The sequence below is a fragment of the Methylocella tundrae genome (genome assembly GCF_038024855.1).
Taxonomy (GTDB): Bacteria; Pseudomonadota; Alphaproteobacteria; order Rhizobiales; family Beijerinckiaceae; genus Methylocapsa; species Methylocapsa tundrae.
Genome location: NZ_CP139089.1, coordinates 3,257,144 through 3,278,461 on the forward strand (window position 1 = coordinate 3,257,144; position 21,318 = coordinate 3,278,461).

At 61.9% G+C, this 21,318-nt stretch carries 15 protein-coding genes; 6 read left to right on the top strand and 9 right to left on the bottom strand.

Annotation, left to right across the window (positions count from 1 at the left end; genetic code table 11):
* The first annotated feature begins 57 nt into the window (after positions 1–57).
* The 3 genes from SIN04_RS17295 to SIN04_RS17305 all read left to right on the top strand — a co-directional run bounded on the left by SIN04_RS17295 (position 58) and on the right by SIN04_RS17305 (position 4,818).
* A complete protein-coding gene (locus SIN04_RS17295; RefSeq protein WP_134491206.1) occupies positions 58–2,613 on the top strand; it encodes a heavy metal translocating P-type ATPase in 2,556 nt (851 codons plus the stop codon).
* A gap of 70 nt (positions 2,614–2,683) precedes the next feature.
* Positions 2,684–4,276 carry a bifunctional phosphoribosylaminoimidazolecarboxamide formyltransferase/IMP cyclohydrolase gene (gene purH, locus SIN04_RS17300; protein WP_174513811.1) on the top strand — a complete coding sequence of 531 codons (1,593 nt, stop codon included), beginning with the start codon at positions 2,684–2,686 and terminating at the stop codon, positions 4,274–4,276.
* 254 nt (positions 4,277–4,530) lie between these two features.
* Positions 4,531–4,818 carry a heavy metal-binding domain-containing protein gene (locus SIN04_RS17305; RefSeq protein WP_134491208.1) on the top strand — a complete coding sequence of 96 codons (288 nt, stop codon included), beginning with the start codon at positions 4,531–4,533 and terminating at the stop codon, positions 4,816–4,818.
* A gap of 248 nt (positions 4,819–5,066) precedes the next feature.
* Here the strand turns inward: SIN04_RS17305 and SIN04_RS17310 are convergent, their stop codons facing one another.
* From SIN04_RS17310 to SIN04_RS17340, 7 genes are all read right to left on the bottom strand, one after another.
* Positions 5,067–6,353 carry an alpha/beta hydrolase gene (locus SIN04_RS17310; RefSeq protein WP_244605866.1) on the bottom strand — a complete coding sequence of 429 codons (1,287 nt, stop codon included), beginning with the start codon at positions 6,351–6,353 and terminating at the stop codon, positions 5,067–5,069.
* Positions 6,354–6,688: 335 nt separating this feature from the next.
* Positions 6,689–7,531, bottom strand: a complete 843-nt coding sequence (locus SIN04_RS17315; protein ID WP_134491212.1) for a transglutaminase-like domain-containing protein — start codon at positions 7,529–7,531, stop codon at positions 6,689–6,691.
* A 120-nt stretch (positions 7,532–7,651) separates the two neighbouring features.
* Complete coding sequence (locus SIN04_RS17320; protein ID WP_134491214.1) at positions 7,652–8,230, bottom strand: YbhB/YbcL family Raf kinase inhibitor-like protein; 579 nt, start codon at positions 8,228–8,230, stop codon at positions 7,652–7,654.
* Between the two features lie 76 nt (positions 8,231–8,306).
* Positions 8,307–8,744: an EamA family transporter gene (locus SIN04_RS17325; protein ID WP_134491216.1), complete on the bottom strand. Its 438-nt coding sequence runs from the start codon at positions 8,742–8,744 to the stop codon at positions 8,307–8,309.
* On the bottom strand, positions 8,741–9,823 hold the full coding sequence (gene prfA, locus SIN04_RS17330) for a peptide chain release factor 1 (RefSeq protein WP_134491218.1): 1,083 nt from the start codon (positions 9,821–9,823) through the stop codon (positions 8,741–8,743). Before prfA ends, SIN04_RS17325 begins: the two co-directional genes overlap by 4 nt.
* 53 nt (positions 9,824–9,876) lie before the next feature.
* A complete protein-coding gene (ptsP, locus tag SIN04_RS17335; protein ID WP_134491220.1) occupies positions 9,877–12,141 on the bottom strand; it encodes a phosphoenolpyruvate--protein phosphotransferase in 2,265 nt (754 codons plus the stop codon).
* A gap of 175 nt (positions 12,142–12,316) precedes the next feature.
* Complete coding sequence (locus SIN04_RS17340) at positions 12,317–13,555, bottom strand: aspartate kinase (RefSeq protein WP_134491223.1); 1,239 nt, start codon at positions 13,553–13,555, stop codon at positions 12,317–12,319.
* A gap of 204 nt (positions 13,556–13,759) precedes the next feature.
* Here SIN04_RS17340 and ubiG point away from each other — a divergent pair, with 204 nt between their 5' ends.
* Positions 13,760–14,533, top strand: coding sequence for a bifunctional 2-polyprenyl-6-hydroxyphenol methylase/3-demethylubiquinol 3-O-methyltransferase UbiG (ubiG, locus tag SIN04_RS17345; protein WP_341264099.1), 774 nt, complete (start codon positions 13,760–13,762; stop codon positions 14,531–14,533).
* A 177-nt stretch (positions 14,534–14,710) separates the two neighbouring features.
* Here the strand turns inward: ubiG and SIN04_RS17350 are convergent, their stop codons facing one another.
* Positions 14,711–16,633 carry a tetratricopeptide repeat protein gene (locus SIN04_RS17350; RefSeq protein ID WP_134491225.1) on the bottom strand — a complete coding sequence of 641 codons (1,923 nt, stop codon included), beginning with the start codon at positions 16,631–16,633 and terminating at the stop codon, positions 14,711–14,713.
* Between the two features lie 334 nt (positions 16,634–16,967).
* Positions 16,968–19,457 (bottom strand): glycosyl hydrolase family 28-related protein, encoded by a 2,490-nt coding sequence (locus tag SIN04_RS17355; RefSeq protein ID WP_341264100.1) that lies wholly within the window; start codon positions 19,455–19,457, stop codon positions 16,968–16,970.
* A gap of 214 nt (positions 19,458–19,671) precedes the next feature.
* On the opposite strand from SIN04_RS17355, the gene SIN04_RS17360 reads away from it, so the two are divergent.
* Positions 19,672–20,076, top strand: coding sequence for a hypothetical protein (locus SIN04_RS17360; RefSeq protein ID WP_134491229.1), 405 nt, complete (start codon positions 19,672–19,674; stop codon positions 20,074–20,076).
* Positions 20,069–21,289, top strand: coding sequence for a COG4223 family protein (locus tag SIN04_RS17365; protein ID WP_134491231.1), 1,221 nt, complete (start codon positions 20,069–20,071; stop codon positions 21,287–21,289). Before SIN04_RS17360 ends, SIN04_RS17365 begins: the two co-directional genes overlap by 8 nt.
* Positions 21,290–21,318 lie beyond the last annotated feature (29 nt).

Genomic DNA, 21,318 nt, shown 5'->3' on the forward strand with positions numbered 1-21,318 from the left:
CGCATTGCTTTTTCTTACCCAAAGGAAAGCCCGCGTCTTCAGCAAAGGATAGCCTAGATGTCCTCTCATCCGTCCGAGGTCGGCTCCGCTCCGGTCAGCGTTCCCGTCGAGGGCATGCATTGCGCCTCTTGCGTCGGGCGGGTCGAGAAAGCCATCAGCGCTGTCCCTTGCGTCGCTTCCGTCTCGGTCAATCTAGCGACCGAACGCGCCGACGTCAGCTTTAACGGACCGGCCGATCTTGAAGCGGTCATCGAAGCGATCAATAAGACAGGTTTCGCCGCCGTCCTCACGACTGCGCAATTTTCCATCACGAGAATGACGTGCGAAGGCTGCGTCAAGACGGTGGAAGAAGCGTTCAAGGACGTCGAAGGCGTCGTCGAGGCCCATGTCAATCTTGCCACCGGCGCCGGCACGGTGCGCTTTGTCAGCGGAGCGACCAGCGCCGAGGCGATCGCAAGGGCTGCGACCGAGGCTGGCTATCCGACGCGCGAGATCAAGCCTGAAGCGCCCGCGCCGACGCAGGCCGACGACCGCCGCGCGCAAGGAAAAGCGCTGGCGCGCTCGACCCTCCTCGCAGCACTACTGACATTGCCCGTGTTCGCGCTCGAAATGGGCGCGCATCTCTTTCCCGCCGTACATATGTTCGTGATGGAGCGCGTCGGGATGCAGACCGCCCGCATCGCCGAATTCGTGCTGACGGCCCTCGTTTTGTTTGGTCCGGGCTGGCGCTTCTTCAAGAGCGGGATTCCGGCGTTGCTGCGCGGCGCTCCCGAGATGAACGCTCTCGTGGCGCTTGGCGCTGGCGCCGCCTTCGCCTACTCGACGCTCGCGACCTTCGCGCCCTCCCTGTTTCCGGCCGGAACAGGGCAGGTCTATTTCGAATCCGCCGCCGTCATCGTCACTCTGATCCTGCTCGGCCGCACGCTGGAGGCGCGCGCCAAGGGCCGCGCTGGCGCGGCGATCGAACGTCTTATCGGCCTCAAGGCGCGATCGGCCGTTGTGCTGCGGCAGGGCGGGCCCGTTGAGACGCCGCTCGATGAGGTCGTCGTCGGCGACATTGTCCTCGTCAAGCCGGGCGAAAAAATACCCGTCGACGGCGTCGTGGTTGAGGGCTCCTCCTTCGTCGATGAATCGATGCTGACCGGCGAGCCGCGTCCAGCGCCCAAAGGCGCCGGCGCCGAGGTTGTCGGCGCGACAATCAACACGACGGGCAGTTTTTCCTTCAAAGTGACCAAGACCGGCTCGGATACGGCCCTGGCGCGCATCATTCGCATGGTGGAGCAGGCGCAGGGCGCAAAACTGCCGATCCAGGCCCTCGCCGACAAGGTGACGGGCTGGTTCGTGCCGGCTGTGATCGCCGTCGCGGTTCTAACGTTCCTCCTTTGGTTCTTCCTTGGCCCCACGCCTTCTTTCAGCTATGCGCTGGTCGCCATGGTCACCGTGCTGATCATCGCCTGCCCCTGCGCCATGGGGCTTGCGACGCCGACCTCGATCATGGTCGGCACCGGGCGTGGCGCGGAACTCGGCGTCCTGTTTCGCAAGGGCGACGCCCTGCAGCAACTGGCCGACGTCAAGGCTGTAGCGCTCGACAAGACAGGCACGATCACCAAGGGCGCTCCCGAACTGACTGACCTTGTTCCAGCGGCGGGCTTTTCGCGCGCAGACGTTCTGGCGCTCGTCGCCGCCGTCGAGGCGCGCTCCGAGCATCCGGTGGCGGTCGCCATAGCGGCGGCGGCGCGCAGGGAGGGCCTGGTTCTGAAGCCGGCCGAGCAATTCGACGCCAAACCCGGCCTTGGCGTCGAGGCCATCGTCGATGGCCGCCGCGTGGCGGTCGGGTCCGATCGCTTCATGGGGGGGCTCGGCGTCGACGTCGGCGGCTTCGCGCAGGAGGCGGGGCGCTTCGGCGCAGAGGCGAAATCGCCGCTTTACGTGGCGATTAACGAAACGCTCGCGGCGCTGATCGTCGTCGCCGACCCGATCGCGGACGGCGCGAAAGAGGCTGTCGCCGCCTTGCGGGCCGAGGGGCTCGATCTCGTCATGATCACGGGCGACAATCAGAAGACCGCCGAGGCGATCGCCAGGGCCGTCGGCATCGACGCGGTCGTCGCCGAGGTCTTGCCCGAGGGCAAGGTCGAGGCGGTCGAGCGCATCAAGGCGAGGAGCGGCGCGACAGCCTTTGTCGGCGACGGCATTAATGACGCGCCGGCGCTCTCCGCCGCCAATGTCGGCCTCGCCATCGGCAGCGGTACGGATGTCGCGATCGAGGCGGCCGATGTCGTGCTGATCGGCGGCGATCTCGGCGCGGCGGCGACGGCCGTCGCGCTCAGCCGGGCGACGATGCGCAATATCAAACAAAATCTGTTCTGGGCCTTCGCCTACAATATTCTGCTGATTCCGGTGGCGATGGGCGCGCTTTATCCGTCCTTCGGCGTCATGCTGTCGCCGATGCTGGCGGCCGGCGCCATGGCGTTTTCGTCCATCTTCGTCGTCTTCAACGCGCTGCGGCTGCGCCGTTTTACGTCGCCACTCGCGGCGCGCGGCAAGAGGGAGGGGCGGCCGGGCCTCGCAAGGCAGGGCCTCGACGAAAATCTGGCGGAGGCGAAGCCGCGATGAAACGAAGATAGGATCGGCTCCAGCTTCATGCTAACAGCCTGCTTTACGCAGCCAGCAGGTGGAAGCCTCAATGCCGATCGAGTTCCGTCGCGCCGCACGGGCGCTGATCTCCGTCTCCGACAAAACCGGCCTCGTCGATTTCGCGCGCGGCCTCGCCGCTCTCGACATCGAGCTGATTTCGACCGGCGGCACCCATAAGGCGCTCGTCGAGGCGGGGCTCGAGGTCCTGGACGTCGCCGACGTCACCGGCTTTCCGGAGCTGATGGATGGGCGCGTCAAAACCTTGCATCCGAAAGTGCACGGCGGCCTCCTCGCCATCCGCGAAAACCCCGAGCATGAGGCGGCGATGCTGGCGCATGGCATCAGCCCCATCGACCTTCTCGTGGTGAACCTTTACCCGTTTCAGGCGACGATCGACGCAGGGGCCGATTTCGACCAATGCATCGAGAACATCGACATCGGCGGTCCGGCGATGATCCGCGCCGCCTCCAAAAATTTCAATGACGTCGCCGTCATCGTCTCGGTCGAAGATTACGCGCCTCTGCTCGCGGAACTGCGGGCGAATGGCGGCGCGACGACGCTCGCCCTGCGGCAGAAGCTCGCGCAGAAGGCGTTTGCCCGCACGGCGACTTACGACGCCGCGATTTCGAATTGGCTCGCTGAACAGATCGGCGAGGATGCGCCGGCCTTCCGCGCTTTCGGCGGCAAGCTCGCGCAGACCCTGCGCTACGGCGAGAACCCGCATCAGAAGGCGGCTTTCTATGTGACGCCCGAAAGGCGTTATGGCGTCGCCACCGCGCGGCAGCTGCAGGGCAAGCAGCTCTCCTATAACAATATCGGCGATACGGACGCGGCTTTCGAACTTGTCGCCGAGTTCGATCCCGAGCGCACCGCCGCCGTCGCCATCATCAAGCATTCAAACCCGTGCGGGGTCGCCGAGGCGGCCAGCATCGAGGCGGCCTATGCGCTGGCGCTTCGCTGCGACCCGGTTTCCGCCTTTGGCGGCATCGTCGCCCTCAATCGCCGCCTCGACGCCAGGGCGGCGGCGGAAATCGTCCAGGTCTTCACCGAAGTCATCATCGCGCCTGAGGCCGACGAAGAGGCGATCGCGATCGTCGGCGCGAAGAAGAATCTGCGCCTGCTGCTGACCGGCGGCATGCCCGATCCGCGCGCCAGCGGCCTGACGCTTCGTCCTGTCGCCGGCGGCCTGCTGGTTCAGGGGCGCGACAATGCCGTCGTCGACGATATGGAATTGCGCGTCGTCACCAAGCGCGCGCCGACCGAAGCTGAATGGCGCGATCTCACCTTCGCGTTCCGGATCGCGAAGCATGTGAAGTCGAATGCGATCGTCTACGCCAAGGACGGCGCGACGGTCGGCATTGGCGCCGGGCAGATGAGCCGCGTCGACTCGACGCGGATCGCGGCGATGAAAGCGGCGGACGCCGCCAAGGCGGCTGGATTGCCGCGCAGCCTTGCCGTCGGCTCGGTGGTCGCGTCCGATGCGTTTTTTCCTTTCCCCGATGGCGTTCTGACGGCAATCGAGGCGGGGGCGACGGCGCTCATTCAGCCGGGGGGATCCGTGCGCGACGCGGAGGTCATCGCGGCGGCGGACGCCGTGGGGGTCGCCATGGCATTCACCGGATTCCGTCATTTCCGCCACTGATTTTGCGCACACCCCATTTTCTGGCGTCGCCCGGAGCCGCGGAGTTAATCCTCCGTTAAGGCTATATCTGATTGTTTTATTTAATAAAACGCTTTGCAATTTATTGTGAATGCTGCAATGCAGCAGGGTGTGATATGTCACCTACTGTTCAGTTTGAACGAGCGATAGTGATCTCAACGCCGGGACAATGACCCCGGGTTAAGTTTCGGGAAACTCTAGGCGGCTATCGCTGAATAGGTATCGGAGAGACTAAAATGCTTATCAGCACAACGGACTCTATTGATGGAGGCCGTGTTCTTTATCCCATCGGCAAGATCAAGGCCGCTTCTGCCTGGCACGTCGTGCAGGTCGACGGCCGCCAAAGCAACTGGCGTGAACTCGCTCTGCGCGAATTGATCCGTCAGGCGGAAGATGTCGACGCCGATGCAATCATCGATGTTAATTATGAGACGGACGGGGTTGTTCCTGTCGAGGAAACCGGCGTAAGCCTCCGGCGCATTCTTGCTACCGGAACGGCTGTGAAACTCGCCCTCGCCGCTTGAGTAGCAAGGCGTTCGAAAAGCCAATCCGCTCAGCGACTCGCCCCCGCGGCGAGTCGCGAGCCGGCCCGGATAGATCGAGAACGATCTCCGCCTCACGCCAAAGCGCGCCGCCGGCTCAGACCTAGCTCAAAACATGGAACCGCCGCCGCCATCGAGCCCTGAATGGCGGTCCGCAGAATGCTTGCGCAACGCGCAATCCGCATCGGATTGCCGATAAGCGTAAAGGACTGAGCGGCCGGCGCTGCTGCTCAGTGCGGGACGTGCGGCCCGATTTGCTGAACCGATTCGCTGAATTGATCGACCTGATCGCCGAAATGATCGCGCGTCTCCGGATCGACGATGGCGACAGGGGCGGAAACAACGAGGCCGGCGGCGTGACCAACCGACGACGCGGCGCTCGCCGTCGTTTCCATGATTTTCTCGCCGAAGCCGACTTGTGAATTGGTCAGTGCCTGGCCGGACGCGAGGCTGCGGCCGATCAGTTCGACGATTTTCGGATCCTCGGCGAATTTGCCGTGATTGAATTGATCGTGCGAAGGCAGGTGGGTGAGATTGATGACGGTGATATTTTCCCGCTCGAGCATGGATTTGTAAGGCTCGATATCCGGATTGATGGCCCCTAAGCGCGGGGCGCCCCACAATTGTTTCGACGCGGCAAGCGCGCGGTCGTCTTCGGACACGAATAATGCGATATGCGGGCGATCAGGTCCCATCGCCGCGATCTGTTCGCGGGAGACGTCGACATCGACGTCCGGATCCGCGAGGAGGACGAGTTTGATCTTCTTGGCGACGCGTCCATCGCGGATCGCCATTTGCCGCAACGCTTCGAGGGTCACCCAATTACCCATCGAATGGGCGAGGATCGAGATCTTCTTGACCTTCGGGTTTTTGACTAGATAGCGCAAAAGCGCTTCGAGAGAGTCGCGAGAATAATTTGTGCTTTCGCGATCATAGCCATAGGCGAAGACATTGCCTTTCGAGGGCCAGGTGAACAAAACGGGCGCGACCTCGCCAAGAGCGCCCGAATCGTGCAGAATCTGCGCGAAGCCATAAACAGTGTTTTCGTAGCGCTCATTGAAGCCATGTACGAAGACCAGCGCCTCGCTTTTATTCGATTCGCTGAGAAGCCGGGAGAATGTGGCGATCGCCTGATCTTTGTTGATGACCTCGGCCTTAAGGGTCACAAAATCGGTTTCCGGATTGCCCGGAAGCTGCTTTGGCCACTGAACCTGACCGATCGTGCGATTGGCGTCCGGCGGAATCGAAACCATCATATCGGCGAAACCGGGCTCAAGGGCTCTGCCTCCCGCAAACATGATCGCTGAACTCTCAGCCCGCGTGCGCGTCGTCGCAACCACCATTTCGACGTGGGTTGTTCCCGGCGCGTTGGCGTAGGAGGAGGGCACGGGCGCGAGATAGCCATTGATGGTGGAGCAGCCGCCGAGGACCAAGGCGGCGATGCAGGCCAGCGGCGTGATGCGCAGGATCGACGCCGCGCCAAGCCGGGCATTCCTTCGCGCGGGCGAAGGACGCACATTCGAACGCGCGCGCGAAGGAAACGCTCCGCCTCTACACAAAACCTGACGCATCTGACCAACCACGCCGCCGCGCGGCCCGGATCTGGGCCGTCTGACCGAACCGTGGCTTTATTGCGGCGCCTCGTCAAGGCGCGAGGTCTTCGCAAGAGGCGTCAATTAAAAATTGCGTTAAGGGCGCAGCATTGGCGCCACACCGTCGCGCAGGCCTTTCTACGTGCTAGTAGAGCATATTCCGATCAGATCGGTCGATCTGATCGACAAGAATATGCTCCAGCTTTTGAATCTGGAGCGATTTCTGATCGATCGAATGCCTCCATTCGATTGAAAGCGCTCTAGGCGCTTTGCCGTTCAAGGCCGCGGACGAGCGTTTCGTCGACTTCTTCCGTCCAGACGCGAAAGCCCTTGAGAATATGGGGGCCAAAAGAGGTCGCGAGCGGAATATCGGTGGCGTCCCGTCCCCGCGCCACGGTGATGCGGCCGATGCGCGGCGTATTGTGGCGTGCGTCGAAGGTAATCCAGCGGCCGTCGAGATAGGCTTCGAACCAGGCGTTGTAGTCCATCGGCGCGGGATCCGGCGGAACGCCGATGTCGCCAAGAAATCCGTTGGCGTAGCGCGCCGGAATATTCATGCAGCGGCAGAAAGCGACGGCGAGATGCGCGAAATCGCGGCAAACGCCGATGCGTTCATTATAGGCCTCATAGGCCGTGCGCGTCGCTCGCGCATATTGATAGCCGAAGGTCAGATGGTTGCAGACGAAATCGCAGATCGCCTTCACCCGCGCCCAGCCGCGCGGCGCCGATCCGAACAATTGCCAGGCGATGTCGCCGAGCTTGTCGGTCTCGCAGTAGCGGCTGCCGAGGAGATAAACCAGCGTTTCGCTCGGGAGAAATTCCAGCGGGACTTCCTGGGCGTGTTGCTCATAACCGTCCGGGAGACCATTGTCCTCGATGACGAAATCGCGCGAAACGGTAAGGTCGCCGGCCGGGGCGACGAACCGCCGGACCTGATTGCCGAATGAATCCAGATAGGTATGCGTCGCGATCGACGGATCGGCGCTAAAGGGGGTTTTGTAGCGGATGCGATAATCATATTCGGGATGCGAATCGAGAAGACACACCATCAATGTGGGTTGAAAGCATTGAAACGTGAGTTCGTATCCGTAGCGAATCAGCATGTGTGGTCCCGTTCATCTCTGTCGGCTGAAGGGACCGCCAGACGCGTGTCCCTCGCAACGTCAAATTCGCGTCATAAAGCGCCGACGACGTTTCGAGTTCCATGCGTCTCAGCCCATAAGTTAGGCATTGCGCTCGTAGATTCCGATCATGCACCCCTTGGCCAGCGTGTGCCCACGCAGGATTTTAAGGATTTCCTTTTTGCCGGGAGGCTCATTGAGCTCCGGGATATGATCAATTGCATAAATTTCGAATACATAGCGGTGCGGCCCGTGGCCCGGCGGCGGATCGGGCGGCGTCCATGACGCCTGCATCAAAGAGTTCCGGCCAAGCAGCAATCCCTCGGTCGCCGCGGCGCTTTTACGCGTCAATGCGCCAGGAATGAGATCATCGTCGCTGGCCGGCGTCTTGATCGCCAGAGCGTGAATGAAGGGCGCCGGCGTCGGGCTGTCCGCGTCCTCAACGACAAGCACGATGCCGGCGGCGCCGTCCGGCACCCCGCGCCATCGCAGCGGCGGCGATTCGCCCTCGCCATCGGCCGAGAAAAGCGGGGGGATCGCTTCGTTGTCGTCAAAGGCGACGCTCTCGACCCTGATGATTTCAGGCGCGTCCAAAGCAGCGTCGGCGTAGATCAGCCTTTCGAGCCCCGGCCTCACATTTTTGAGCGCATGGCCGATCGACGAGGGCAATTTCCCGAGCATGGATCACCTCTTTTGGTAAGCTGAGGTAACGCGCCGGAAGCCGAATGGTTCGAAGCGAAAGCTTTGCGCGGCCCGCTCAGCCCCTGTAGGCGACGAGCAACGCGCCGCAGGCGATGAGCGCGACTCCGGCCCAATTGGGACCGCTGAGGCGTTCGCCCAGAAAAGCGACGCCGAAGATGGCGACAAGAACAGTCGAAAGCTTGTCGATCGGGGCGACGCGGGCGGCCTCGCCAAGCTTAAGGGCGCGAAAATAGCAGATCCAGGAGGCGCCGGTCGCAAGACCCGAGAGGGCGAGAAAAAGATAGGTGCGCGGCGAAATCGACGCGAGCGGCTGAAACTGCCCCGTCGCCGCGAGAATCGCGCTGAGCACGCCGACGATGATGACCGTGCGGATGAGTGTGGCGAAGTCGGAATTGACGTTGGCGACGCCAACCTTTGCAAAAATCGCCGTCAACGCCGCGAAGCATGCGGAGAGAAGCGCCCAGATCAGCCAGGACGCGGCGAGGCCCTTCACAGCCTCTGGCTTTCGCTGTCCGCCAGCAGGGAAGCTTGATGATGGGTGATGAGGGCGTCGATGATTTCGTCCAGCGCCTCGCCGGTCATGACCTTGTCGAGCTTATAGAGCGTCAGGTTAATGCGGTGATCGGTCACGCGGCCTTGCGGAAAATTATAGGTGCGGATGCGTTCCGAACGGTCGCCCGAGCCGACTTGCGAGCGCCGGTCCGCCGCGCGCTCGGCGTCGAGCTTTTGTCTTTCGGCGTCGTAGATGCGCGAACGCAGGAGCGACATCGCCCGCGCGCGGTTCTTGTGCTGGGAGCGTTCATCCTGCACGAAAATGATCGTGCCGGTCGGAATATGGGTGATGCGAATGGCCGATTCCGTCTTGTTCACATGCTGGCCGCCGGCGCCCTGCGCGCGCATGGTGTCGATTTTCAGGTCGGCTTCGTTGATATCGACGTCGACGTCCTCCGCCTCGGGCAGCACGGCCACGGTCGCCGCCGACGTATGGATGCGCCCCTGCGTTTCGGTATCCGGCACGCGCTGGACGCGATGCGCGCCCGATTCGAACTTGAGGCGCGCGAAAACGCCGCGGCCGACGATCTCGGCGATGATCTCCTTGAATCCGCCCGCCGTTCCCTCGCTGGCCGAAATGATCTCGACCTTCCAGCCTTTCGATTCAGCGTAGCGTTGATACATGCGGAAAAGATCGCCGGCGAAAAGCGCGGCTTCATCGCCGCCGGTTCCGGCGCGCACTTCGAGAATGGCGCTTTTTTCGTCCGCGGCGTCCTTCGGCAGGAGCGCGATCTTCAATTGCTGCTCCAACTCCTCGAGACGCATGTGCGCGGCCCGCAGTTCCTCTTCGGCGAGGCCGCGCATCTCGGCGTCCGTCGCCGAATCAGCGAGCATCGCCTCAAGGCCGTCGACTTCGGCGGTCTGCGTGCGATAGTCGCGGATCGCCGCCGCGACGCCCTCAAGCCCGGCGAGTTCGCGCGAGAGCGAGACGAACAATGCCGGCTCGACCGCCTCGTTGAGGCGGGCGGAGATTTCCTCGAAGCGGCGTAAGATGAGATCGAGCTTTTCTTGCGGCAGCATAATTGTGTTGAAATGGAAGGGAATGGACGCGGTTTGCGGAACAGGGACCCGACTTATATAGGTATCCCCTGATCTTCTGCGAATGTGCGTAACGCGTCGCGCAGACTATGGCCAGCCGTCTTTTCGACGAGCAGGCCGGTGACGAAGGCGCGGGCGAGACGCAGATCAGTTGCAAGCGTCATCGCCTTCACAGGGCCGATCGAGGCGGCCGAGACCGAAAGTCCGCGGTAGCCGATCGCCAGCAGGGCCAGCGCCTCGATCGGTTGGCCGCCCATTTCGCCGCAGAGCGTTAGCGGCGTCGATGACGCGCGAGCCGTGTCCACGATCTGCTTCAGGGCGCGCAGGAAAGGCGCGGACAGGGAGTCGAAGCGCTTCGACACGCGCTTGTTGTCGCGGTCGGCCGCGTAGAAATACTGCATGAGATCGTTCGATCCGACCGAAATAAAATCGACGCGGCTGCATGCTTCCTGCAGGTCCCACAGGAGTGAAGGCACCTCGACCATAATACCGACCTTGAGATCGTTCGGCGGCTCGCGTCCATGACGAAGCAAGTGCGCCATTTCGCGATCGAGCAGGGTTCTTGCGGCGCTGAGTTCTTCAAGCGTTGCGATCATCGGAAACATGATGCGCAAATCGCGACCGGCGGCGGCGCGCAGCAGGCCGCGGAGCTGGGTGCGCAAAAGCCCCGGCCGGTCGAGCCCGATGCGGATGGCGCGCCAGCCGAGCGCCGGATTCTCCTCCTGCAGCTGGGTCATGTAGGGAAGCACCTTGTCGGAGCCGATATCCAGCGTGCGGAAGGTGATCTGTTTGCCTTGCGCCAGATCGAGCGCCGTGCGGTAGAGCCGCTCCTGCTCGCTCATTTTCGGAAAGCGGGAGGCGAGCATGAATTGCAGCTCTGTGCGGAACAGGCCCACCGAGATGGCGCCGGTCTCGGCAAGATGCTGCAGATCAACGAGAAGGCCGGCGTTCATGTGGAGGTCGATCCCGACGCCGTCTTTCGTGACGGCGGGGACATCCCGCAGCTTGCGATACTGCTCCTGCCGTTTGGCGCGCAGCCGCGCCTTTTCGGCATAGGCGTGTTCGACGTCGGGCGTTGGCCGCACCTGCACGTCGCCGAGCGCCCCGTCGACGATGATCGCGTCCCCCGGCTCGACGAAATCAAGGATATTGGCGACGTCGCCGGCCGCCGGAATGCCAAGCGCGCGGGCGACGATCGCGACATGGCTGCCGCCGCCCGCGTCTTCGAGGACGAGGCCGCGTAATTTGGAGCGGTCATATTCGAGCAGCGCGGCCGGTCCCATCGTGCGCGCGACGATGATCGCATTATCGGGCAATTCATCATGCGCCGAGACGAAACTCTGTCCTGTCAGCTCGTGCAGCAGGCGATTGGCGAGATCGTCGAGATCGTGCAGGCGCTCGCGCATCGAGGGATCGGTGTGGCGCTGCAGCTTGGCTCTCGCGTCGTTTTGAACGCGCTCGACGGCGGCCTCGGCCGTGAGGCCGGTCGTCACGGCCTCGCGCAGGCGGCGCAGCCAGCCGCGATCATGCGCGACCATGCGGAAGGTCTCGAGCACGTCGCGATGTTCGCCCGGTCCCATATTGCCGCGTTCGATCAGATTGTCGATCGAATCGCGCATCGCGGCGATGGCTTTGTCGAGGCGCGCCATCTCTTGCTTGACGTCTTCGGCGACGAGCTGTTTGACGATGATGCGCGGCTCGTGGAGGACGACATGGCCGAGGCCGAGCCCTTCAGCGAGAGGGGAGCCTTTGAGGCTGAGCGGACGGCCGAGGGCGATGTCCGCGCCGGGCTGCACGATCGATTGCAGTTCCCCCGAGGCGATCATCTCGGCGAGCAGCATGGCCGTCGTCTGGAGCGCCTCGATTTCCTCTTCCGTATAGACCCGGCGCGCCCGGTTCTGGATGTCGAGCACGCCGAGCGTATTGCCGCCGCGCAGGATCGGCACGCCGAGGAAAGAGGAGTAAATTTCTTCGCCCGTCTCGGGGCGATAGGAAAACGCGGGGTGATTTTGCGCGTCGGCGAGAGCAAGCGGCTCGGCGGTCTCGGCGATCAGTCCGACGAGGCCTTCGCTCGCCCGCATGGTGGTGAGATGGACGGCTTCGCGGTTCAGGCCCTCTGTCGCGTAGAGCTCAAGCCGGCCGTCGGCGCGAAGGACATAGACCGAACAAACCTCGGCGACCATATTGGCGGCGATGTGAACGACGATCTTGTCGAGCCTGGCCTGCGGACTGACCGGCTCCGCCATGACTTCGCGAAGCCGGCGCAGCAGCAGACGGGGTCCGCCGAGGGCGCCATACATGGCTGTTTCCTGTCCAGGCCTTGAGGCCTCATGATCATGCGCCAAGGGCGCGAAAAGAGCGCTGAGCAGGCCCTTGCCGTTGCTCTCTCCTGCCTTGGGTTCGTTTAACCAGTGCAAACCCCGGACCGCAAGAGAATGTAGGGCGTTTGCGAAGGAATGCGCGGCAATTTGCGCTTCAGGCTTTATCGAGGCCGTAAAGCGAATGAAGGGTCCTGACCGCCAATTCCGTGTAGGCCGCCTCAATCAGCACCGAAAACTTAATCTCGGACGTGGTGATCGCCCTGATATTGATGCCTTTTTCCGCCAAAGCCTTGAACGCGCGGGCGGCCACTCCCGCGTGGCTGCGCATGCCGACCCCGATGGCGGAGATTTTGACGACATCATTCGCTCCATGGAGGCTGGCGAAACCAATCTGTGGCTGCGCCTTAAGCAGAATGGCTTTGGTTCGTTCAAAATCGGCGGCTGGCACCGTGAAAGTCATGTCGGTCGATCCCGCATCCTCGGAAGCGACCTGAATGATCATATCAACATTTATGTTAGCTTCGGCGAGCGGCATGAATATGGCGGCGGCGACGCCCGGATGGTCCGCCACCTGCCGCAAAGTGACCTGCGCTTCATCCCTTGAAAAAGCAATGCCGGTGACGACCTGCTGCTCCACAATATCCTCCTCATCGCAAATCAAGGTGCCGGGTTGCGGATTTTCCGGATCATCAAACGACGAGCGCACGAATGTCTTGACCTTGTGCACCATGGCGAGTTCGACCGAGCGCACCTGCAGGACCTTGGCCCCGAGCGAAGCCATTTCCAGCATTTCTTCGAATGCCACGCGATCGAGGCGTCGCGCTTTCGGAACGATCCGCGGATCGGTCGTATAAACGCCGTCGACGTCGGTATAAATGTCGCACCGGTCCGCCTTGATCGCGGCGGCGATGGCGACGGCGCTGGTGTCGGAGCCGCCGCGGCCAAGCGTCGCGATGCGGCCGGTGTCCTTGTTGACGCCCTGAAAGCCGGAGATCACAGCGACTTCGCCGCGCGCTTCAAATCCCTTGATGATCGCCGACCCGTCGATGTCGAGAATGCGCGCCGACCCGTGCGAATCGGAGGTGAGGATCGGCACCTGCCAGCCCTGCCATGAGCGCGCCGGGATGCCGGCGTCCTGCAGAACCAGCGCGAGCAGCCCGGCGGTGACCTGTTCGCCCGACGAGACCACCGCGTCATATTCGCGCGCGTCATAGAGTTTCGCGGCTTCACGGCACCAGCCGACGAGTTCGTTGGTCTTGCCCGACATGGCGGAGACGATGACGGCGACGTCAAAGCCAGCCTTGCGCTCGCGCGCGACATGCCTTGCCACATTCCGGATGCGTTCTATGTTTGCGACCGACGTGCCGCCAAACTTCATGACTAGACGGGACATCGGGGCGAAAAGCGCTCCTTGGCTGGGCTTGCGCGAGAGGGGTCATTCGGCGGCCGATTTGCGTCGATAGGCTCCCGGAGCCTATCAAGTCGAATCAGCCTTCGCCGGCGCGGCGAAGCCGATATCGCTTCGCCTCGCGGCGGCGCATTCATGCAAAGGCCGGCGCGGCGAGTCAATGCAATAAAGCCCAGCGGAATGCAAACCATGGTTCAAAGGGAAAAAATCGCGCCCGAATCGACCGTCGATCCGGAGGACGTCGCAAGATTCGACCGGCTGAGCGACGAATGGTGGCGCCCTGACGGGCCGATGGCGGCGCTGCACAAATTCAATCCCGTGCGCGTCGCTTATCTGCGCGATCTGCTGAGCCGCCATTTCACGGTCGACGGGCGCCCGCGCGACCGTCATGGGCCCGAGCCGCTCGCCGGCCTGCGCGTGCTCGACATCGGCTGCGGCGCCGGCATTCTGGCGGAGCCGCTCGCCCGGCATGGCGCGGTTGTGACCGCGATTGATCCGGCGCCCCGGAATATCGAAGCCGCGAAGGATCACGCCGCTCTGGCGGGCCTCAAAATCAACTATCGCTGCGCGACCGCCGAGGCGCTGAACGCCGAGGGCGAGGTTTTCGACGTCGTCCTCGCGATGGAGGTGCTAGAGCATGTGCGCGACGTACAAGGCTTCTTGCGTCACGCCGGCGCGATGACGCGGCCCGGCGGCGTGCTCGTCGCCGCGACGCTCAACAGAACCTTCAAAAGCTTCGCCTTTGCGATCGTCGGGGCCGAATATGTGCTGCGTTGGGCGCCGCGCGGCACGCATGACTGGAGCCAGTTCATCACCCCGGCTGAGCTCGGAAAGTCGCTCGAGGCGGCGGGCCTGCGCGTTTTCGATGAGACAGGGGTCGTCTTCGATCCGCTGGCGGGCAAATGGCGGCTCGCGCATGATATGAGCATCAATTACATCATGGCCGCGGTCAAACGCGTCTGAACCGCTGATCCCGGGCTCTTCCGGCCGGGGAGGGCGCGTTTTTAACAGATCCGTCGCTTGCGTTTGCCGCTCATCTCATCGCGTTTCGGAAATGATTATTCCCTCTCGCGGGCGCTGGCTTGGACGCGGCGACGAGCCTATCGCGAATCGGCGCGGGCTTGGTCAGAATTCAAGCTATCATGACGCGAGATTTCGCAGCGCCTCCGCGACGCGCGACATTGGCTCGCTCCAGTCGCCTTGTCGGCTTTGCCGCATCAGCCGCATTGAGGGATACCAGGGGCAATCCTCGCGATCGAGCAGCCAGCGCCAATCGGGAATGGGCTGCAGCAAAACGGTGACGGGCCGGCCGAGAGCGCCGGCGAGATGCGCGGTCGAGGTATCGCAGGAGACGATAAGGTCGAGGCTCTGCATGAGAGCCGCGGTGTCGATGAAGCTGTCCGGACCGGCGTCGAAGTCCGCGCCCATCCGTTCGAGCCAGGGTAGGCCGGCGAGATCGTCCTGCGGCGGCAGGTCGGCCGGCCTTTGCAGGCTGATCAGCCGCACGCCTTCGCCGGTCGTCCCTGCGCCTATGAGCCTCTCGAACAGGGCGAGCGGCACGGCGCGGCCGCGATCGGCCTTCAAATTGGCGCTCCCGCGCCAGCAAATCCCGACCTTGAGGCCGTGCGAGCCAAGCCGAGCCGCCCATTTTTGGACAGGAGCCGGCTCGGCAAAAAGATAAGGAATAGGCGTCGGGATCGAATGGAGCCGCGTTTTCAGCGCGCGCGGCAGGCTGCAAAGGGCGATTTGAAAATCAAAGCGCTCACCGCGTCCAAGATCGCCCGGCTCGAGGCGGTCAATAAGCCGAAGCGGCGGCGCGAGGCTCTTGAAAAGCCGGTGCAGACGCCGGCGGCAGAAGAAGGTGACGTTGGCGCCAAGCTCGGTGAGAATGAGGCAAAAGCGCACAAACTGAATCGTGTCGCCGAAACCCTGTTCGTCGAAAACGATGATGTTTTTGCCATCGAGCTTCTGACCTTCCCATTCGGGAACGGCAAGCTTGAGCGCGTGCTTGGGCGTTCTGCTGATAATCCAGCGCGATTCATAAAAATCCCAGCCCTGTTCGAACTCGCCGCGCAGCAGCAGCAGGACCGCTTTGTTGTTCTTCGCATGGTCCGAGTCCGGCTGCAACGCGAGGGCGTTATCCAGCCCGGCCAGAGCTTCGCCGAGCCGGCCGAGCTGCTTTTGCGCGCCCGCGCGTCCGATCAACGCTTCCGAATAGTCAGCGCGCAGCGCGAGCGCCCGCTCATAATCGGACAGCGCCGCCTCCGGGCGCTGCGTCGCCAGCATCAGATTGCCGCGATTGTTCCAGGCTTGAGGAGAATGTGGGTCGGCGCGCAAAGCGGCGTCAAACGCCTTGTCAGCCTCGCCATAGCGGCCGAGCGTCAGCAGAGCGGCGCCGAGGTTGTTCCAGGCGGCAGCGTTGTCCGGATCGTTGTTCAATGCGCGATCGTAACAGGCGATGGCCTCGTCCAGACGATCGAGACCTTGCAGAATATCGCCGCGATCAATCAGAGCTTCGGTAAAGCTCGGGCTGAGGCGCACCGCCTCGTCGAGAAATTCGATGGCGCCCTGCGGATAGCCGAGATCACGCAGGACAAGCGCGCCGGCGCGCAAAGCCTCCGGATAGGCAGGATTGAGCCGCAAAGCGGCATCGTAAGACGCAATCGCCTCGTCGAGCCGGCCGGCCGCGCGCAAAAGATTGCCGCGATTATAGAAGAGCGCCGGCTCTGCGAGTCCAAGACGATGCGCCTCGTCATAGCATGCGAGCGCCTCCGCCCGGCCAAGCTGCTGCAGCGCCGCTCCGCGATGGAGCCAGGCTTGCGCATTGGCGGGATCGAGGCTGAGCGAGCGGTTGAACCAGTTAAGCGCCGTCTCATAGTCCGCGGCGCTGAGGCAAATCAGGCCGATGAGCGTGGATTTTTCCGGACTCGCAACTTGCTGCGAGTCCAAAGGGCGCACACCCAGCAGGGCGTCCTCGGTCCGGCCGCTGCGAAGCTGCGCGATCGACCGCTCGATGGCCGCGTCAACGCCATCCTCAACGCGCTGTCCTTGATCGCAATTCAAAAGTCAGTGGCCTGCGCCGGGCGATCGCGCCGCATGTCGATCGAACTCCATCCTCAAAGATCCGTTGCGCGTTGTATCGGATCCAGCGCGCGGGAAATCATCGCAAGAAGAAAAGCATCCCAGTCTTGCGCCGTGCTGGACTGCGCGATGCGCGGCGCCGTCAGGGGCTGGCGAGTGGGATTGGCAGACAATGCGAGCGATTCTCGCGATCGTAGGTGTGGCTCGGCGGCCGCCGTTCTACGGTTATGAACGGCGCGGACACGACGGATTTCTCCGTCGTGTCCGATCTAGCGCGAGCCGGCCGGTTCAGACCGAATGAAGCAACAAGGCGCGTTCAATCATGTCCGATCACTGTGCCAATCGATCCCGGAACCCAGTAATTCAACTGGCTTGTATCGAGCAGCAATGTCGAGGTAACTCCGGGGGAGTTTACGGTATATGAATTCCAGATGACCGTATCGAGATCCCCGGTCCCGATCTGGAAGTCTACCGGGCAATTGATGCAGGCATTTCCCTGGAAAATATTTCCGACAAGAGCTGACTTGCCTTGTTCCACATAAGGAGTCTGCCCCTGGTAATAGACAACATTCTGAAAGCCTTGCGGGTATGGGTAAGAATAGGTGCCTGAGCGCGTCGTGATACTGTTGTTGCGTACTTCGACTCCGAGTGTGCTATACCCCCAAAAGGTGTTCGGCCAGATGTTCGTCAAGTTTATGTTGATAAAGGGTGATCTCGTAGAGTTTATGTTAGCGAGAGTGTTTCCTTTTATCTCGATGTTTCGCGACACGCTGAACTCGGGGAGCCCAACGGCGTCGGAATTGGTCGATATCGGATTGAGATAAATGCCGCCGTTGTCCGTCATTTTGTTAGAAGAGACGTTGGTGTTGAGAAATGCGCCTGCCCACAGACTGATCCCTTGGGGATTGTTGCTCATGGTGTTGCCATTGATCCAGGCGTTTTCAAAAGAAGGAACCGCGATGGTGAAATGATCGCCCGCCGCAGGAACGACGTCCCAGGGTTGATCAATGGTGAAGGTGCTGTTGTTGCTCAACTGTGTGATGTGTCTCCACTGCCCGGCTCCCGCGCCGCTGACGATGATGACCATCGAATTTGAATAATAATTCCAACTTTTGGCGTTGGCGCTGACGCTCGTGCTATTTGCCGAGGTCACGACGCCTTCGTCCTCCCGGCCTCTCGATTCATTCAGGAACGTTTCGCCATCGTTCAGGGTGCTGTCGAGGGAGCCGTCCGACACGTCAAAGATGTTGTTTGCAATAATGATGTTTTTGCCGAACTGGATCGTCAACTGGCGTCCGAGCCTGCGACTGACCATCTGACCGGTCCCGACCGGCGTGCTTGTGCAGCACGCGGCGGCGGCCATCGCCGACGTCGCGGCAACCTTATCGGACGCGCTGCGCGTGAAGTGATTGCTTTCGATGAAAGCATTAACCATGTCATTCATCAGAACCTGATCGGTCGCCCATTTGATGGTGTTGCCCACGAACACGAGATTGCTTGATCCGAAGATATAAATTGGTCCCAATCCGCCGGTCGCTGGGCTTCCATTCTGGAAGTTAACTGCCTGATGGAAGTTGGAATTCATAATGCTGATTCGATCGCCGACCGGAAAAATAGACGCTCCGCTGCCGAGTTCCCAATTGACGCGCTGAATGAAGAACTTGCTGATGCTCCCGCCTCGCGTGTCGAGATTGACGACCCTCTGGCTCGTGAGATCGACATTTTGGATCGAGAGATCGGCGATGCCGGTCAGCGCCGCGTTGTCGGGAATTTCAATGCCCGACATGCCGAAGGACGAGCCCTGAGCGGACGTCGGACCGAAGATGATTTTCGTGTCCGCGTTGCTATGGCCCTGGAGAACGACGCCGGCCCGGATGTCGATGCCTGTCACTCCGAGATTATAGGTTCCCGCCGGAAGGTAGACGATGCCGCCGCCGTTTCTTGACGCCTGGTCGAGCGCCGATTGAATCGCGCCGGCGTCATTGGTGACGCCGTCGCCCCTCGCGACAGGGTTCAGGCTCGGGTCCGTCCTGACGTTGAAGATATGGTGGTCAGACTGTTTCGTGCCTGCGACGCCGGCGTTATAGCCAGGTCCGTTCTTCGTGACGAAGTCATAGGCCCAGGGCGCGTCAACGCCGAAATAGTCGCCTCCGGCCGCATGCCCGAGCACTGTCGCTTCTGTGGTGGTCGAGGCTAGCCCATTCGACACAATGGCCTTGTAAGTGTGACCCGCGACAATGCCGGACGGCGGTATGAAAGTGAGAAAAAAGAAAGTGCTGTTGCTGGGGGCGACGCTGGCCGCCAGTTGAGCGTTGGTTTGCGTATCGAGCAAAATGATGCTTGGCGATCCGCCGGCGACGAGCAGATTGCGGCCATAGAGGCGGGTGGGTCGGCCCGGGGCGATGTCCGCTCGCCAGAACTGAAAAGCCTGCGGCGCATTGATGGCGACCGAGTTGCTGGTCGACGACGCATTATCGTAGACCTGAACCGTGTAGAGGCTGAACGCCCAGTTTTTGGGAATGCGCAGGACGACGACATTGTCCTGGCCTTTCGTGACCGGCACCTGGGTTCTGACATTCGTATTGCCGGGCGTGATGAATACCTGCGGCGCTGCGCCAAAGCCCGAGCCCTCGAGGGATATGAAATCGCCCGGATTGGCGGTAAAAGGCGCATTGATGATGGTCGCTTTAGCCCAGGCCGCGCAAGGCGCGGCGCAGAAAAGGGCAATGCAACCGGCGAGAGATGCTCGCCCGATTAAAGGTAAATAGCGCAATCTATTGAAAAATCGAATTATTGTTCCCGGCATGGCCACCACTCCTTGTAGCATCTGCTCCAACCGCGCCGCCGAAGCAGAGCCTTGACCGGAGCCGTAAGCTTTCGGGTAATTGCAAATTATGTCAACAACATGTAAATGTTGTGGCATATCATTTATCATATTTGGGCTTGTGCTAAACCCGATCGGGTGAGCTGATAAAATATAATTACGAATAATTCATTCATGTTCTGGTATCGTTTCATTTATGGAAATAGTCAATTGTAAATTTAGTGCATATATTTCGGGTATGTTTGACTACATGACCGTATTTGGCGATGAATACATGTGTCTCAGGCAGATAGATTTTAGAAAACGAGAATTGTGCCTGAAATTATCGTATGTATTTCTTGCATTCGGTTTCTTTATTCTTTTTCAGAAGCTTTGGCGGCAGGATCGCAGGCGGCTTCGCCAAGCAGGCGTCTGCCTGGGCGGAGCATGGCAAATCAGTCGAAGTTGCGGCGGGGACGATCGCCAGCCGTCGCCTTATCTGACGTTCCGTCAGCGTCATATCCGCGGCTGCCTCGACAGCACAGCACACCGGGCTTCATCGTTGCGATCGGCCATGGGTTGCTTTACAAAGGGCGAAAAGGCGAGGGCGCTGGATGGCTGACGATAAGGACGAGCTTTTTCAAAAGACGACCCAAGCTGGCCCAGCGCCAGATGGCGATGCGGAGGACACTTCCTCTCTGGCGGCGTCAGGCGAAACCGCGACAACCCCAATCCCCCAGCCTGAGGCGGCGTCGAGCGGTGATTCGCTTGGCGGGGCGAGGCCGGAGCCAGAGACCATCGCCCCTGGCCAGCCAAAAGTTGCGCCTCGGATCGAAAAGGTGAAACAGCCTTCGCGTGCGCCTGTTTTGGCCGCGGCGCTGATCCTAGGAGCGCTGGCCGGGTTTGGCGGCGCTTTCGCATTGCGCATGCTGGACCAGCAGCAGGCTCCGGACGACGGAGACCATGTTGCCGAATTGAACGCGCATATTGTGGAACTGGAGCATAAGAGCGAGGCTTCCGCTGCCGCGTTAGCCGCGATCGAAAGCCGTTTGACGGGCGCTGAGAACAGCGCCGGCAAGGCAGCGGCCTCGGCTCACTCGGCCTTGAATGAACTGCACGCGGAGCTTGCCGCGCGGCCGAAGGCGGGCGGCGAATCGCCTGCCGCCGAAGCGCCGGACATTGCGCCGCTCGAAGCGAAAATCGCCGCATTCGAACAAAAGGTCAGCGCGCTCGAGACAAAGCTCGCGGCGCCGAAGGTCGACGTCAGGGCGCAGCAGCAGGATCGCGAGGCCGCGGTTCAAAGCGCGCGGGCTTTGGCTGCTGTTCCCGCAAAAGGCGTCGCCGCGATCAGCTTGCTGCAGCTCGTGACGCGCGGCGAGCCTTTTGCGGACGAACTCGCCGCGCTGGATTCGCTTGGCGAAGATCCGGCAAAACTTGCGCCCTTGCGCGCAGCCGCGAAGACCGGGGTTGCGAGCGTCGGCGACCTCGCGGACCGGTTCGCAGCTCTCGCGCCGACGCTCGACGCGCCGCCGGCGCAAAAGCACGATAGCGGCATTCTCGATCGGCTCGCGCATGACGCCGCAAATCTCGTCCGCATTCATCGGCAAGGCGATCCCAATGATCCCGACCTTCCCGGCCGCGTCGCTGCGATCGAGAAGGCTCTGGCGCGCCTCGACGTCGCCAAAGCCTATGCCATTTGGTCGCAGCTCCCGGCCGAGGTTAAGGTCAAGTCGGCGGCATGGGGCGAGGCGGCGAAAGCGCGTCTTGACGCCGTGGCTGCGGCGAGCGCGATCGAAGCGGACGCGGTGACGGCGTTAGGCAAGCCGAAGTCTTGATCGTCGCGAGGATCTGCGCCTCGCAAACA